15 protein-coding genes and 1 pseudogene are annotated in these 15,676 nt (G+C 61.6%); 9 read left to right on the top strand and 7 right to left on the bottom strand.

Going from position 1 to position 15,676, the window contains the following annotated elements:
* The first annotated feature begins 102 nt into the window (after window positions 1-102).
* Window positions 103-672, top strand: coding sequence for a TetR/AcrR family transcriptional regulator (locus tag PR018_RS13825; RefSeq protein WP_142824804.1), 570 nt, complete (start codon window positions 103-105; stop codon window positions 670-672).
* Window positions 673-688: 16 nt separating this feature from the next.
* Here the strand turns inward: PR018_RS13825 and PR018_RS13820 are convergent, their stop codons facing one another.
* The gene (locus tag PR018_RS13820) at window positions 689-1,480 is read right to left on the bottom strand and encodes a class I SAM-dependent methyltransferase (RefSeq protein ID WP_142828800.1); all 792 of its coding nucleotides are present in this window, start codon (window positions 1,478-1,480) and stop codon (window positions 689-691) included.
* A 228-nt stretch (window positions 1,481-1,708) separates the two neighbouring features.
* On the bottom strand, window positions 1,709-2,689 hold the full coding sequence (locus PR018_RS13815) for an aldo/keto reductase (RefSeq protein ID WP_142824806.1): 981 nt from the start codon (window positions 2,687-2,689) through the stop codon (window positions 1,709-1,711).
* A gap of 242 nt (window positions 2,690-2,931) precedes the next feature.
* Here PR018_RS13815 and PR018_RS13810 point away from each other — a divergent pair, with 242 nt between their 5' ends.
* Entirely contained in the window at window positions 2,932-3,360 is a 429-nt protein-coding gene (locus tag PR018_RS13810) for a hypothetical protein (protein WP_142824807.1), read from the top strand.
* 103 nt (window positions 3,361-3,463) lie between these two features.
* Here the strand turns inward: PR018_RS13810 and PR018_RS13805 are convergent, their stop codons facing one another.
* On the bottom strand, window positions 3,464-3,925 hold the full coding sequence (locus PR018_RS13805) for a MarR family winged helix-turn-helix transcriptional regulator (protein WP_142824808.1): 462 nt from the start codon (window positions 3,923-3,925) through the stop codon (window positions 3,464-3,466).
* Window positions 3,926-4,050: 125 nt separating this feature from the next.
* Between PR018_RS13805 and PR018_RS13800 the strand changes: the two genes are divergently transcribed.
* Entirely contained in the window at window positions 4,051-4,428 is a 378-nt protein-coding gene (locus PR018_RS13800) for a nuclear transport factor 2 family protein (RefSeq protein WP_142824809.1), read from the top strand.
* A 27-nt stretch (window positions 4,429-4,455) separates the two neighbouring features.
* Here PR018_RS13800 and PR018_RS13795 read toward each other — a convergent pair whose 3' ends face one another.
* The 3 genes from PR018_RS13795 to secA form a co-directional block, all read right to left on the bottom strand.
* Window positions 4,456-5,730: a GNAT family N-acetyltransferase gene (locus PR018_RS13795; RefSeq protein WP_374108255.1), complete on the bottom strand. Its 1,275-nt coding sequence runs from the start codon at window positions 5,728-5,730 to the stop codon at window positions 4,456-4,458.
* Window positions 5,730-7,145: a lipopolysaccharide biosynthesis protein gene (locus tag PR018_RS13790; RefSeq protein WP_142824810.1), complete on the bottom strand. Its 1,416-nt coding sequence runs from the start codon at window positions 7,143-7,145 to the stop codon at window positions 5,730-5,732. Before PR018_RS13790 ends, PR018_RS13795 begins: the two co-directional genes overlap by 1 nt.
* Before the next feature lie 191 nt (window positions 7,146-7,336).
* The gene (gene secA / locus PR018_RS13785; protein WP_142824811.1) at window positions 7,337-10,069 is read right to left on the bottom strand and encodes a preprotein translocase subunit SecA; all 2,733 of its coding nucleotides are present in this window, start codon (window positions 10,067-10,069) and stop codon (window positions 7,337-7,339) included.
* A 245-nt stretch (window positions 10,070-10,314) separates the two neighbouring features.
* On the opposite strand from secA, the gene PR018_RS13780 reads away from it, so the two are divergent.
* From PR018_RS13780 to PR018_RS13755, 6 genes and pseudogenes are all read left to right on the top strand, one after another.
* A complete protein-coding gene (locus tag PR018_RS13780) occupies window positions 10,315-11,229 on the top strand; it encodes a peptidylprolyl isomerase (protein WP_142828802.1) in 915 nt (304 codons plus the stop codon).
* 334 nt (window positions 11,230-11,563) lie between these two features.
* Window positions 11,564-12,805, top strand: coding sequence for a bifunctional glutamate N-acetyltransferase/amino-acid acetyltransferase ArgJ (argJ, locus tag PR018_RS13775; RefSeq protein WP_142824813.1), 1,242 nt, complete (start codon window positions 11,564-11,566; stop codon window positions 12,803-12,805).
* Window positions 12,786-13,588, top strand: a pseudogene (locus tag PR018_RS13770) (GNAT family N-acetyltransferase). The gene argJ and the pseudogene PR018_RS13770 overlap by 20 nt, the downstream one beginning before the upstream one ends.
* Window positions 13,585-14,001 carry an 8-oxo-dGTP diphosphatase MutT gene (gene mutT, locus PR018_RS13765; protein WP_142824815.1) on the top strand — a complete coding sequence of 139 codons (417 nt, stop codon included), beginning with the start codon at window positions 13,585-13,587 and terminating at the stop codon, window positions 13,999-14,001. Before PR018_RS13770 ends, mutT begins: the two are co-directional and overlap by 4 nt.
* Before the next feature lie 142 nt (window positions 14,002-14,143).
* Window positions 14,144-14,458 (top strand): hypothetical protein, encoded by a 315-nt coding sequence (locus tag PR018_RS13760; RefSeq protein ID WP_142828803.1) that lies wholly within the window; start codon window positions 14,144-14,146, stop codon window positions 14,456-14,458.
* Between the two features lie 71 nt (window positions 14,459-14,529).
* Window positions 14,530-14,697 carry a Flp family type IVb pilin gene (locus PR018_RS13755; RefSeq protein WP_142824817.1) on the top strand — a complete coding sequence of 56 codons (168 nt, stop codon included), beginning with the start codon at window positions 14,530-14,532 and terminating at the stop codon, window positions 14,695-14,697.
* Here the strand turns inward: PR018_RS13755 and PR018_RS13750 are convergent, their stop codons facing one another.
* Window positions 14,698-15,582 (bottom strand): class I SAM-dependent methyltransferase, encoded by an 885-nt coding sequence (locus PR018_RS13750; protein ID WP_142828805.1) that lies wholly within the window; start codon window positions 15,580-15,582, stop codon window positions 14,698-14,700.
* Between the last annotated feature and the right edge of the window lie 94 nt (window positions 15,583-15,676).

Raw genomic sequence — 15,676 nt, 5'->3', positions numbered from 1 at the left:
GCAAGCCTGCGACCTGTCCTTTACATGACGGGCATCATGTATCTTGCATTGATGATGGTCGTCATGTAAATTGTCAAGCAACGATTTCGAAGAGGCAGGCCGATGCGCGTGAGCCGCGAAAAATTTGCTGAAAACCGGGCGTTGATCCTGGAGGCTGCCTGCGACCTGTTTCGCGAGAAGGGTTTCGACGGGATCGGCGTTGCCGACATCATGAAGACAGCGGGGCTCACCCATGGCGGTTTCTACGGGCACTTCGAATCGAAGGAGAAGCTGGCCTTAGAGGCAAGCAAGATACTGGTCGAAAAGACCCGGGATCGCTGGCGGCAGATCGTCGAGACAGCCGAGGGCGATCCGCTGGAGGTTCTGCTGCAGCATTACCTGTCGCGCCGCAATCTGCAGAGCCGCGCCTGCGTCTTCGCCTCGCTGACGCAGGAGGTCAGCCGCCAGGGCGCCGGCCTGCAATCGACCTTTTCAGGCGGACTGACGGACCTGGTCGATGTGCTGGCCGAGATCGTTGCCGGCGAGACGCCCGAGGCGCGTCGCGCCAACGCGCTGGCCACGCTTGCAGCGATGATGGGTGCGGTAATCCTGGCGCGCACCATGGAGGACGCGGCGATGGCCGACGAGTTTCTGGCGGCTACCCATCGCCAGCTAGCTCGCCAACAGGTCTAGTTTTTGCTCTTGTCGGTCAATCGCGAAAGGCGAGCAGGGCGGTCGATTCGACGATCTCGGTAAATTTGCCATCGGGTGCAGCCTCCGTCAGCGCGGTACGCGCGGCTGCCTCGAAGGCAGCAGCGTCTTCGCCAAGCGCCTGGGGCGAGGTGGTGGACATGGAAAGAGCGCGGCCGACGAGATCGTCGATGCCGATGTGGCGCTCGCGGATGATACCGATGCTCTCGAGATTGTTGAAGGTGGAGCGGAGCAGGATGCTCTCGTGCCGCGGCCATTCGCTGCTCTGCCGGATGGCGCTGTCGGCGCTGCGCTCCGGCGAGAATTTTTCGGCAAGCTGCTGGATGATCTTGCGTCCGTCCGGGACCATGGCAAGATGGGTGGCGTGGAACAGCACGACCGCGCCGCCCGGCACGATCAGCCGGTCGAGCGCTCCCAGCGTCGCAGGCCGATCCATCCAGTGGAAGGAGCGGCCCATCACCGCAAGCTTGAGGGGACCGATATCCGGGCCGAGGTCGTAGGAAGAGCCCTGCTGCACGGTCATCTCGACGCCGGCTTCCCGGGCGCCTTCTGTCGCGGCACACAGCATCTCCGGCTCCGGATCCATCGCCGTCACCCTGGCGCCCAGGCGAGCAAAGGCGATGCCGAGCTGGGCCGGTCCGCAGCCTAGATCGAGCAGCGGATCTCCGATCTGCAGGCCGCAACGGTTGGCGACGCGGGCAATCAGCGTGTCCGGATAGGGAACGCGGTAGCGCAGGTAATACTCGGCCGTGGACTGGAAGCGGCGGGCCTCGAAGGGGACGGTGGACATGGGGAGATCCTCGGATGCCGGGACAGGACGTGACGATCCACTATAGCCGATCGCCATCTGGCGTTTCATGACATCTGCCCTCGAGCGGGCAGGTGGCCTTTGCCGGAGAGACCTTACCTCGGGCTAAGCCAATGATTTTCTTGCCATGCCGCGTTCATCCCATCTACCCGTGTTGGAAATTGCCAGCGAAGCCGACGCAGGAGCAAGCGCGGCCCTCTCGAAGATATCTCAGGCGAACCCGGCAATACCGCGCGGCACATATGGGGCCTCCAGTGTGGCGACTTCTTCTGCCGTCAGCTTCACCGAAAGGGCGGCCACGGCGTCGGTCAGATGGTGCGGTTTGGATGCGCCGACGATGGGCGCGGTGACTGCGCTCTTCTGGGCGATCCAGGCGATGCCGATCTGGGCGCGGGAGACGCCGCGTGCCTTGGCGAGTGCGCCGACGGCATCGATGATCTGCCTGTCGCTCTCGACCGCCTGGTTATAGAGCGTCTTGCCGAACTGGTCGCTCTCCTGGCGGGACGTGCTCTCGTTCCAGTCGCGGGTGAGGCGGCCGCGCGCCAGCGGGCTCCAGGGGATGACGGCGATCTTCTGGTCCTCGCAGAAGGGCAGCATCTCGCGCTCCTCCTCGCGGTAGAGCAGGTTGAGGTGATCCTGCATGCTGACAAACTGGGTCCAGCCGTGCAGCCGCGAGGTGTATACCGCCTTGGCGAATTCCCAGGCGTGCATCGAGGAGGCGCCGATATAACGGGCCTTGCCGGCCTTCACCACATCGTGCAGCGCCTCCAGCGTTTCCTCGATGGGCGTGGCATGGTCGAAACGGTGGATCTGGTAGAGATCGACATAATCGGTGCCGAGCCGGCGCAGGCTGTTGTCGATCTCGTCGAAGATCGCCTTGCGCGACAGGCCGGCGCCGTTCGGGCCCGGACGCATGCGGTTGAACACCTTTGTCGCCAGCACGATGTCCTCGCGCCGGGAGAAATCCTTGATCGCGCGTCCGACAATCTCTTCCGAACTGCCGTCCGAATAGGCGTTGGCCGTATCCCAGAAATTGATCCCGAGCTCGACGGCCTGGCGCAGCAGCGGGCGGCTCGCCTCCTCGCTCATCGTCCACGCATGGTTGCCCCGGTCCGGCTCCCCATAGGTCATGCAGCCGAGACAGATGCGCGACACCTCGAGGCCGGTCGGGCCGAATTTGACATAGTCCATGGCTTTGCTCCTGCGGTGCTTGTACGGGCCCGACGATCTGGCGGCAGGCCGACGTTGCTGCAGAAGCTAGGCCGCAGGGCTGGCGGGGGATAGGGGTGTCACGCAGAATTGACGACATGGATCGAACATCGCTGAACAAACGCATAATTCGGGGGAATAAAGTGTATAAGCTATGCTGTATTGCTGGAGTTGTATTTTTGGCTTCGGTGGGTGTAAGCCAAGCCGGCTTCCGGGAGTGGTCGGTGGACAAGGAGGCCGATCTATTTTCCGGTGGCGACAGCGTGTCAGTAGGATTCATGACGTCGTTTCGATCCGGCGTCATGTTGCTCTGTGACAGTGCGAAAGAAGGGCTGACCATCCGATCCATTCCCGGTTTCACGTTCGATGCTCGACTTGAGGCCTTCAAGCCAACTTTGAAATTCGCATTCGATGGCAAGTTTCTGTTCGATGCTGAAGGCGAGGTTGGCGCGGTAGGAGACAATCTAGCGATTTCCCAAACGCAGATAAAAGGTGAGCAGGCAAAGGAGTTCGTAAAGGCTTTTGCCGCAGCCAAGAAGCAGATCGCCATCTCCGACGGGATAAGCGACAAGCCACAGCTTCTTACCGCCCGGGGATCAACGACTGCGGGGCCTGCAATCGTCTCATGCATCGACAAGCAACAGTCCAAATAGGCAGGTCTCGTCGCGCACTTTCGCTCGGTTCGTCGTACCGACGGACGTCGCTTTTTGACTGCGAAAGCTTTTGCGCTCTGAAGGCACGACCCTCAACCCAAACCTACGACATCCCCAACGGTGGTTCGTGGTTGGTGATTTGGTTCAGGTTTTCGATGAGCCGGGTCAGCAGATGGACGAATTGTGCGGTTTCTGCCGGGGTGAAGCCGGCCAGCGCCTCGCGGTTTCCCTGATACAGCGTCTCGATGGCCTCGGGCATCCGTTTTTGCGCGTCGCTCGTCAGCACGATATGGCTGCTCCGCCTGTCCGCCGGGTCGCGGGTGCGTTCGATCAGGCCGTCGCGCTCCATGCGCGCCAGCATTTGCGCCATCGGCGGTTGTTCTATCCGGGCGAAGCGGGCGAGGTCGCGCTGGGTTTGCGCCTTGCCATCCCGCAGCGCCACCAGCACCGGCAAATGGCCGACGCCGAAGCCGAGCGGTTTCAGCCGCGTTTCGCTCAGCCGTGCGAAGGCGCGCGCCGCAAGACCGATGAGATGCCCCGGCGTCGACAGTACGTTTTCATCCATGTCGCTCATTTCCCGACCTTGCTTGACCCATATATATATGCACGTATATATCTCTCCGGTGGGCTGTCGGCAACATCGATTGACGAGCCCGGCAAGCACTTCAAACCGTCCCGGGGGAAATGACGATGTCAGACAACAACGCCGACCTGATCAGGGGCCTTTACGATCGTTTCAACGCCCGGGATATTGACGGTGTCCTTGGAAAGCTCGCCCGGGACGTTGCCTGGGCCAACGGCATGGATGGTGGCCACGTGCACGGTCACGAGGGACTGCGCGCCTATTGGACAGCCCAATGGGCCGTCGTCAGCCCGCATGTCGAGCCCTTGAAATTTTCGGAGCAGGAAAATGGTGCCGTTGCAGTCGAGGTGATCCAGTCGGTGTTCGATCTCGACGGCCAGCCGCTCCAGGGGCAAACGCATGGTCTCAGGGACAAGACTGTAATGCACATTTTCCGGATCGAAAGCGGCAAGGTAACCCGCTTCGATATTCAGGACGATGTTTGAGGTTTACGACGCCGCCGCGCCCGCCGCCTACCGCCGTGTCAGCGACAAAATCCGGTCGCGCAGGGCCTTGGCCATATTGCGGGTGCTGCGATACATGTGCAATTGAGCGGCGGCTTGGCGGACGTCACGGTCGCTGTTCTGGGTGAGGCCGATGACCAGCGTGCCCATCTCTTCGCGTTCCCGCCAGAAACGGCTCATGATCGGATGATCGGCGACGGCGCAGGAGTCGGAGCGGACGGTGTTGGGGTCGTCCAGCTGGAATTCGGTGAGTTCTCCCATCAGCAGCTTGCCGGGCGAATAGCGTGCATAGCTTTCGTCGAACGCGGTCTTCCAGGTGTAGGCCTCGCCGCCCATCATCAGCACGATCATCGAGGCAATGGCCTTGCCGTCGAGGTCAATGGTATGGATACGGACAGCGTCGACGCTAGCGAGATTGGAGATCGCCTCGCGGGCGAAGGCCGCGTGGTGGCGGTCGAGCACCATGGCGCTGCGCTTCTTGCCCTTCCAGCCGCCTGCTTCCAGGGCCATGAATTCTTCCATCCGACGGTGGATATCGGACGGTTGGCGGGCGACGTTGTAGACGAGTTCGCCGAGGCTTTCGAGTTGCCGCCACTGACGGCGCATTTCCCGCAAGTGAGCGGGTGAAATCGCCGCCGCCAGATAATCCAGCGCGTCCTCGGTGCTTTGCAGCATCGGACGCTCATAGGCGTTGGCAACGGTGACCGGCAGGTTGCGGCCGATGGCAACCGCCTTCGCCAGGCGGACAAAGGGTCCGTTCAGCCTGACGTCAGGCAGCACCAGCGTGGTCGGCAGCTGCAGCGCGTGCTGGAGCAGGCCTTCGAACAGGTTGTCGAGCGTCTCCGCCGCCTCTTCTCCATCCACCAGCGGCGTGCCGAGTGGGCCGAAATTGTTGGCCCAGACGCGGATGATCGACGGACCGACGGCAAAGCCCGGCTTGTCGACGGAAAACGGCATGAGCAAGCGCATCCTGCTGCTCGTGCCCTTGTTGTCGCGAATGAGCGCCATCCGGATCTGCCGTTCATCGATGCGAGGCATGGCTGGCGCCAGGAAACGGGCCGAGAAAAAGACGTTCGGCTCCATGGCGCGGTTGGAGAGGAAATCGAGCTCGTCCTGCAGGTCGTAGCCAAGCTTAGCCGGATAAAGACATAGTTCGCGGCCAGGGCGGCCAACATCGGTGCGGGCGTCCGGGCGCGGCAGGTTGTCGAAGTGCAGCGAGGCGAGCTCGTGCATCATCGGATTTACCTTGCCGTCGGTGACATCGTTGAGCGGGGGACGCGCCATCAGGGGAATGCCTTCACAATCATTGTTCTGGTTGATCGGGCAAAGGCGAACAGTACGATACCGAGCTTCCAGCGAACCGCCAGATGCAGCAATACAGCCTCGACGCCCATGGCCGAGGCCGTAGCGATGGCCGCGCCCTCGATTCCGAGGCGCGGTATTAATCCCACATTGAGACAGACATTTGCGGCCAGCGCAATGCCGTAAAGCGCAGCACACAGGCGTTGATGGCCTGCCATCATCAGAAGGACCTCGCCGGGCCCGACCAGCGCCTTGGCCAGAATACCGGCGAGCAGGATCGCCATGACGACCTGGCCTGCCGTAAACGAAGCGCCGAACAGCGACAGCAACTCGCTGCCGGCTGCCAGCACACAAAGACCGACGATCAGCGCCGGCCAGAATGCCCAGCGGGTGGCCTGCGTGGCAAAGGCGGCAAGCTTCGCCTTGTCGCCCTCTGCGATGATCGCCGAAAACCTGGGGCCGGCCGCGGCCTTGACGGAGAAATAGACGAAATGCACCAGCGCCATTGTCTTTGCTGCGGCAAAGTAGATCGCGACCTGCTCCGGCTCGAGGAACAGGCCGACGACGATGACATCGGAATTGGTGAGGAGATAGCCGACGCCCTCGATCAGGAAGATCGGAAAGGCCACCGCCATCCATGTCGAAAAGCGGATTTCCCGGGGGCCGGCCGGAACATGGCGGCGCAGGCGGGTGGTGACGGCGAGGTATTGACCGATCGTGGTAACGAAGGTGGCGGCGAGCGCTGCCTCGGCGGCCGTCACGGCGCTGTGGGGTGCACCCAGAAGGACGGCGCCGACCATGAAGACGAGGATCAGCGTCGGGCGGATGAGGAAGGTCGGGCTGAGCGCCATGACGGGCCAGTGATTGGCGCGCGACGTGCCGTCGAGGACGTCGCCGAGCGCGATCAGCGGCATGATCAGCAATCCAAGGAAAAGCGGGATGGCGTAATAGGGCGCAATCGAGCCGGCGCCGAAGTACAGCGCGATCATGCCGGCCAGTGCCAATCCCCCGGCCGATGCCAGCGCAAAGCGGCGCGCCGTGCTGGTGAGGCCGCGGATCAGCGCATCGTCGCCGGAGACCTTGTACTGCGGGAGAAAGCGGATGACAGCGGTGTGGAAGCCGATGCAAGAGAGGTTGCCGGCGATCACCACCAGCACCCAGACAAAAACGAAGATCCCGTATTCGAACTCGCCCATGATGCGGGCAAGGATGATCTGCGAGACGAAGGCGAGCGCGGCGCTCAGAATGCGGATGATGAAGGCGACCATCGCCATGCGGCGGGAGGCATCTTTTTCGCCACGGCCGGACAGAACAGCAGCAAGCTGCTGGAGCGCCGAGGACAATCTTGTCCGCACGTCCACAGGCAGCATTTTTTCTGCTGTTTCAACGACAGGCATGATCACACGCAATACTCGGATACCGTTTTAGACGATCATCATTCTCACCCTGACAGGGTTAAGAAACAGTGCAACAGGTCGACGTTTTCCCCAATTGCGTTGGTTTGGATGGGGCGAAAGCAAGGAAAGGTTGTGGCTAGAATTGAAATTGCCTCGATATGAAAATGCCGCCCGTGGGCGGCATTCCGGTGTCAGACGATGGTCGCCTCGTCCGACTGCGATTCGAAGGCGCCATGGCAATGCTTGTACTTGCGCCCGGAGCCGCAAGGGCAGAGCTCGTTGCGGCCAACGCGGCCCCAAGTGGCAGGGTTGTCCGGATCGCGGTTTTCAGGTGGCACGACAACGTCTGTCGGCGGCTGCAGGCGGGCAAATTCGTCTTCTCCCGTCGTCGCGTCGATGTGATGGGCTTCCATCAGCATTGGTTCCGGCTCGCGTGGCTGCTGTACAAGCTCGACGCGCGACAGCTGTGCCGTGACTGCCTGGCGCAGGTTGTTGAGAAGCGACTGGAAAAGCTCGAACGATTCCGACTTGTATTCCTGCAGCGGGTCGCGCTGGGCATATCCGCGGAATCCGACGACCGAGCGCAGGTGGTCGAGATTGACGATATGCTCGCGCCACAGGCCATCCAGCGTCTGCAGGATGATCGAGCGTTCCACGTAGTGCATGATCTCGGGGCCGAAGCGCTCCGCCTTTTCGGCAGCAGCCTTGTCGGCGATCTCGATCAGGCGTTCGCGGATGTCGTCCTCGCCAATACCTTCTTCCTTGGCCCATTCCTCGACGGGCAGGTCCAGATCGAGCAGGTTGGCAATCTCGACCTTGAGGCCGGCCATGTCCCACTGCTCGGCATAGGCGCGCTCGGGGATGTGCTTGGCAACCAGCTCTTCGATGGCCTCGTGGCGCATGTCGGCGATGGTTTCGGAGATATTCGTCGCTTCCATCAGTTCGACGCGCTGTTCGAAGATCACCTTGCGCTGATCGTTAAGCACGTCGTCATACTTCAGGAGGTTCTTGCGGATGTCGAAGTTGCGGGCTTCGACCTTCTTCTGTGCGCGTTCCAGGGCCTTGTTGATCCAGGGGTGGACAATCGCCTCTCCCTCTTTGAGGCCGAGCTTCTGTAGCATGCCGTCCATCCGGTCGGAGCCGAAGATGCGCATCAGGTCGTCCTGGAGCGACAGGTAGAACTTCGAGCGGCCCGGGTCGCCCTGGCGGCCAGAGCGACCGCGCAGCTGGTTGTCGATGCGACGGCTTTCGTGGCGTTCGGTAGCGATGACGTAGAGGCCGCCGGCGTCGATGGCCTTCTGCTTCAGGACCTTGATCTCCTCGGCGATGGCCTGGATGGCGGCGTCCTTTTCAGGGCCGGGCTCCATGTCGCCAAGCTCGCGCTCGACGCGCATCTCGAGGTTGCCGCCGAGCTGGATGTCGGTGCCGCGGCCGGCCATGTTGGTAGCGATCGTCACGCCGCCGGGAACGCCGGCCTGGGCGACGATATAGGCTTCCTGTTCATGGTAACGGGCGTTGAGGATGTGGAACTGGGTGAAGCCCTGGCTGCGCATCCGCTCGGCCAGCAGCTCCGACTTCTCGATCGACGTCGTGCCGACCAGCACCGGCTGGCCGCGCTTGTGCGCCTCGATGATATCGGCGGTGATGGCGTTGAACTTTTCCTCGAACGTCCGGTAGACCTCGTCGTCCTGGTCGATGCGCTTGATCGGCAGGTTGGTCGGGACTTCGATAACTTCGAGATTGTAGATGTTGCCGAATTCCTCTGCTTCCGTCTGCGCCGTGCCGGTCATGCCGGCGAGCTTGTCGTACATGCGGAAATAGTTCTGGAAGGTGATCTGCGCCAGCGTCTGGTTTTCAGGCTGGATCTTGACGCGTTCCTTGGCTTCCAGCGCCTGGTGCTGACCGTCCGAATAGCGGCGGCCCGGCATCATGCGGCCGGTGAACTCGTCGATGATGACGACTTCGTCGTTGCGGACGATGTAGTCCTTGTCTCGGCTGAACAGCTTGTAGGCTTTCAGCGCATTGTTGATGTGGTGGACGATCGCCACGTTTTCGATGTCGTAAAGCGCATTGCCCTTCAGCAGGCCGGCTTCGCGGAGGAGATTTTCGAGCTTCTCTGTGCCGACTTCGGAGAAATTGGCCGAGCGCTGCTTCTCGTCGATTTCGTAGTCTTCTTCGGAGAGCTGCGGAATGAAGGCGTCGATGGTGGTGTAGAGGTCCGAGCGGTCGTCGAGCGGTCCGGAGATGATCAGCGGGGTGCGCGCTTCATCGACCAGGATCGAGTCGACTTCGTCGACGATGGCGTAATAGTGTTCGCGCTGGACCATCTGGGCGCGCTCGTACTTCATGTTGTCGCGCAGATAGTCGAAGCCGAGCTCGTTGTTGGTGGCGTAGGTGATGTCGCAGGCGTAAGCTTCCTTGCGTTCCTCATCCGACATGCCGTGAACGATCACGCCGGTGGTGAGGCCGAGGAAGCTGTAGAGCCGCGCCATGGTCGCGCTATCGCGCTGGGCGAGGTAGTCGTTGACGGTGACGACATGCACGCCCTTGCCGAGCAACGCATTCAGATAGACCGGCAACGTGCCGACGAGCGTCTTGCCTTCGCCCGTCTTCATCTCGGCGATGGCGTTGGAATGCAGGATCATGCCGCCGATCAGCTGGACGTCGAACGGGCGCATGCCGAGCACGCGGCGCGATGCTTCGCGGGCAACGGCGAATGCCGGAACGAGGAGATCATCGAGCGTCTTGCCATTTGCGAGTTGTTGGCGGAACTCCACCGTCTTGGCGGCAAGCTCTTCGTCGGACAGCTTGCGCATGCCCTCTTCGAGCGCATTGATCGCCGCAACATTTGGCGTGAACACGCGGACACGCCGCTCGTTGGACGAGCCAAACAACTTTCGGGCAATTCCACCAAAGCTGACCATATGACTGGCCCTTTCTGAATTTACATCCCGCCGTTCCTGCAATCGCCGTCCCGAAAAAATCGGCCGATTGACCCGAAACGGCCGGAAACTGTTCTGGACGCAAGGTTGCGTGACAGATAAGAGGGGGGTCGATTGATGTCAACGGGATTGGCCGATACACAAAGGCCACATTCTGATGGTGAAGGCTACTTTCAGGCCGGATTCGCGCATGCTGAAGCCGGTGGGAACTTCAAAAGGGTAATTTCATGTCGCGATACCATAAACTTGCTGCAGCTGTCGCCTTTGCTGCGATCGTTGCCTTCCAGGCCCCGGCCTTTGCTGCAGATGCCGTCGTTGCCAAGGTAGGCGACCTCGAGATCCACCAGTCCGAACTCGATCTTGCCATCTCCAACCTCGACCCGCAGCTGGCCCAGTTGCCAGACGACCAGAAGAAGGTTGCCGCACTTTCGGCCGCCATCGACGTCAAGCTTCTGGCCAAGGATGCGCTTGCCGAGAAGCTGCAGGACACTCCTGACTTCAAGACCCGCATGGCCTATCTCCAGGACCGCGAACTGCACAATGCCTACTTCAAGAAGCACGTCGTTGACGTCGTGACGGACGCTGAGGTCAAGGCGCGCTACGACAAGGAAGTTGCTGCCCTGCCGAAGCAGGAAGAAGTGCACGCCCGCCACATCCTGGTGAAGACCGAGGACGAGGCCAAGGAAGTCATCAAGGAACTCGAAGCCGGTAAGGATTTCGCTGAAGTCGCCAAGGAAAAGTCGACCGATCCGAACAAGTCGGACGGCGGCGATCTCGGCTATTTCCAGCGTGGCCGCATGGTCAAGGAATTCGACGACGCAGCCTTCTCGATGCCGGTCGGCACCTATTCCAAGACGCCTGTGAAGACCGACTTCGGCTTCCACGTCATCAAGGTCGAAGACAAGCGCGATGCGCCTCCTCCGCCGTTCGACCAGGTCAAGGACCAGGTCAAGCAGCTGGTCATGCGTGACAAGTATCTCGAACTGCTGAAGACTGCCAAGGCAGCTTCCAAGGTCGAGATCTCCGATCCGGCGCTGGCCAAGGCCTATGCCGATGCAGACAAGCAGCAGCAGCAGCCGGATGCCGCGCCTGCCACCCCCGATGCACCTGACGCGCCGGCCGCCGAGGCACCGAAGCAGTAAGACAGCAATAATGCGATTGGGGCCCGGTTCATCCGGGCCCTGATGGCTTAGGCGGAAGTGGGTTTTCTTCAGGCCGCCTCGCCGGGCATGTGTTCGCCTTGTCCGGGGAGATGATCATGGCCGGAGGTCTTCTTTCCCTCATCCTCGCCCTTGTGGCGGAGATGCAGCGCGTTCACGTCCGTGAGCGTAAGAGACTCCTTTCACCGCGCAGACGCGCGGTGGCTGGATTCCTGTGACAGGCACAGGAATGAGGAGAACTTTGGCCAAGACGCGGTGCACTGCTTAGACAACAGGCCCGGTTCATCCGGGTCCTTTCAATTGCAAAGGTATTAAGATGTCTGGTTCCGTATCCCCGCTTGCCCCGACAACCTTTGCCACGCTGCCGCCGGTGCGCGGGCTTCGTATGGCGACTGCTTCCGCCGGTATAAAGTACAAGAACCGCACCGACGTGCTGATGATGGTGTTCGATGCACCGGCGGCTGTTGCCGGCGTCTTCACCAAGTCGAAGTGCCCGTCTGCTCCTGTCGATTTCTGCCGCAAGAATCTCTCGCACGGCACAGCCCGTGCGGTTGTGGTCAATTCCGGCAACGCCAATGCCTTTACCGGCGTAAAGGGCCGCCAGGCGACGGAGTTGACCGCGAAATCGGCCGCATCCGCCGTCGGCTGCAGCGAGAACGAGGTCTACCTGGCCTCGACCGGCGTCATCGGCGAACCGCTGGACGCCACGAAATTTGCCGGCGTGCTGGACCAGATGCAGTCCGATGCCACGGGCGATTTCTGGTTCGAAGCCGCCAAGGCGATCATGACCACCGATACCTATCCGAAGGTCGCTACGCGGAGCGCCGAGATCGACGGCATCGCGGTGACGATCAACGGCATCGCCAAGGGCGCCGGGATGATCGCACCCGACATGGCGACGATGCTGTCCTTCGTTGTCACCGACGCCGATATCGCGCCGGTGGCGCTGCAGGCCCTGCTGTCCGATGGCGTCGGCCCGACCTTCAATTCGATGACCGTCGACAGCGATACGTCGACCTCAGATACGCTGATGCTGTTTGCGACCGGCGCCACTGCGGCCGACGGCCAGAAACGCGTCGAGACCGCCAGCGATCCGCGGCTAGCCTCTTTCCGCACGGCACTGAATGCGCTTCTCAAGGACCTTGCGCTGCAAGTCGTGCGGGACGGCGAGGGTGCGACCAAGATGCTCGAAATCACCGTCACCGGTGCCGAAAGCGATGCCGCTGCCAAGACCATTGCGCTGTCGATCGCCAACTCGCCGCTGGTCAAGACCGCTGCAGCCGGCGAGGACGCCAACTGGGGCCGTATCGTCATGGCCGTCGGCAAGGCCGGCGAGATGGCAGATCGTGACAAGCTCGCCATCTGGTTCGGCGATGTCCGGGTTGCCGTCAATGGCGAACGCGACGCCGGCTATTCGGAAGATGCGGCGACCGCAGTCATGAAGCGCCAGGATATTCCGGTCAAAGTCGAGCTCGGACTTGGGCAAGGCCGGGCTACGGTCTGGACCTGCGACCTCACAAAGGAATATGTTGCCATCAATGGCGACTACCGGAGCTGATAGCGTCTGATGCCCTTGCAATTCCTGTCCAATCCCCTGCCGCTGGTGCGCAGGCTCGAAGCCGTTGGCTTTCGGGCCTGGCCAGCGTCGTCTATCCATTACGACGGCAGCTGGCAGGTGCGGCTGACGGCCGGGCATCCCTCCAAGCGACTGAACTCGATCGTGCCGCTCGACCCCTCCGACCATCGCGACGTCGAGATCCGGCTGGAGAAGGCGCAACGCAAGTTCGAGGCTTATGGCCGCCCCCTGGTGGTGCGTGAAACGCCGCTGGCGCCACCGGTGTTGATGACGCTGTTGCGCGAGACAAACTGGGACGCCTTCGAAGAGACGATCGTGATGACCTGCGATCTTTTGGATATCGTCCTCCCCGACACGCTCGACCATTTGCCGAGCCACGATGTCGGCCGCTATGTCGATGCCAGCCTCTCTGTCGACGGTTCCGATTCCGCGCTGAAGCCGGCGCTGGCCGAAGTCGTCAGTTCCATCAAGCCGCCATCGGGCCTCTTCGTCATCGAGGATCCGGAACTCGGGCCTGTAGCGACGACGCTCTGCGTGCAGGACAACGACCTTGCCGGCCTGATGTCGTTGTCGGTCGCACCGGCATTTCGCCGCAAGGGCTTCGGTATCGAGATCGTCGCCTCGGCGCTCCGCTGGGCCCGGACCCGCAGCGCAAAAACCGCCTGGCTGCAGGTCGCCGCCAGCAACGATGCCGCGCTGGCGCTTTATGACGGCATAGGATTTCGCGAGGCCTACCGTTACCGTTACTGGAGGCCGCAGTCGTGAGCGTCGCGGCCGGGCGCAAGATCCTGCTGGTTGCCGCATGCGCGCTGATCGATGCCGATGGCCGAATTCTCCTCGCGCAGCGTCCCGAGGGCAAGAGCCTTGCCGGGCTGTGGGAATTTCCAGGTGGCAAGGTCGAGCCGGGCGAGACGCCGGAAGAGTGTCTCATTCGTGAACTCGACGAGGAGCTTGGCGTCACGACGCGTATAGCCTGCCTCGCGCCGTTAACCTTTGCCAGCCACACCTACGACAGTTTTCACCTGCTGATGCCACTCTACATCTGCCGCCGCTATGAAGGCACGCCAGAGGGCCGCGAGGGCCAGGGGCTGAAATGGGTTCGGCCGCAGGCACTTCGCGATTATCCCATGCCTCCTGCAGACGAACCGCTGATCCCGTTTCTGCAAGACCTGCTGTGACAGGCCATTAATTTAGTGAATACTTCTTCACTTAAGATTTTATGATCATTTTGCCTGTGGATATTAAGAGATCGTTTAAGACCTTCTGGCAAAGATCGACCTCAATCAAGCGATGGGCATGGTCATAACGAGGCTTGACACAATGGACGACGATTTCTGGAAGGCCGTTCGCGAGAAAGAACAGGCAACTTCACAGTCTCGCAAGACCGGCGCACTGAATATTGCCCTGCTTTTCGGCACGGCGGCAGTTGCATTGTCGCTGATCCTGACGCCGATGCTGGCCGATAAGTCGAAATCGAGTGTGCTTGCGAGCGCGCCCGAATTCGATAACATCACCACGGGCTCCATTCCGAAGACGGAAAGCGGCAAGCGCTTTACGATCCGCCGCAGCGTGCTGCAGAACGAACCCGGTTCAGTCTGTGTCGTGCAGGGGTATGGCAGCGATAGCAACTGCTGAACAGCTTGCAGCCGATCTGTGCCGGGGGCATCGGGTTCGCTGATTTCGGTATAGATCAGAGGATATTTTCGATGCATGTGGTCCGGAAACTCATTGACGACAAGATCGGCGCAACAGCGATCGAATACGGCCTGATTGCCGGCCTTATCGCCGTTGCGCTGATCGTCAGCCTCGGTCTTCTCGGCAGCAATCTCTCGAACATGTTCAACTTCTTTGCCAACAAGGTCAGCACGCCGTAATCACGGCTTCAGGGTCTGCTCCTCGACCTTCAGCGCGTCGGCCAGCCGCGTCTTGGCGGAGCCCGGACGCAGTGGCTTCTGCTGGCTTTCATGCGGCTTCCAGCCCGATGCATAGATGATCGAGAATGTCGCCCGGATCCGTCCGTCGGCATCGGCGAAGCGCTCGGCATATAATTCCGCGGCACGCAGGAAGAAATTGCGTCCGACCGGTCGGCGGCTGCGGTCGACCAGCGGGTTGGCCATGCCCATGGCGCGCAGGTCCTGCATCAGCGGAAACAGCGAGGCGTAGCGCACCGTATAGCTTTCGGCATCGACGACCGGCAGCGCGAAACCCGCCCGCTGCAACAGCCCGCCGACATCGCGCACGTCGGGGAAGGGGATGACGCGCGGACTGGCGCCGCCGAACATCTCGATCTCGGTTGCCAGCAGTACCTCGCGCAATTCCTGCAGCGTGCCGTTGCCGGGTATGGCTGCGAGGAACAGCCCGTCCGGCTGCAATGCGCGATGCACCTGAATGAAGACGCCCGGCGTGTCGTTGGTGAGGTGCAGCCCCAGCGGCGAGAGCACCAGATTGACGGAGGCCGGAGCTAGCGGCAGCCGTTCTGGCGGCGCAACGACGATGGTCTCACCGGCAACGGCCGGCATTTCGTCGGTCTCGATGCGCGTCATATGGCCGATCTTGCCGGACGCCATCGCCAACCGTGCCGCGATGCCGGTCGCGCCGTGCAGCTCCACCGCCTCCTCGAAACGGCGTTCCACCAGCGACAATCGCTCGGCCAGTTCGTTGGCGGCGATGTCGAGCAGGAAGGCGGCCTTGGCGTCATCCCTCGCCAGCGCGCGGCGGCGGTTGGCGGCGATGAGGTCCTGGTCGAATACGATATCCATGCGCTATTCCTGCACTCCACGTCCTCTGCGGCACCAGAGCCTGCCGCACTTTCCTTTCGCAATGGCGCGAGGAACGGGCTATTGTCAATCATAT

Origin of the sequence: Rhizobium rhododendri, from assembly GCF_007000325.2 — a bacterium.
Taxonomy (GTDB): Bacteria; Pseudomonadota; Alphaproteobacteria; order Rhizobiales; family Rhizobiaceae; genus Rhizobium; species Rhizobium rhododendri.
The sequence above is the reverse complement of the archived record's forward strand: the minus strand, read 5'-3'. Positions and strand labels throughout refer to the sequence as shown.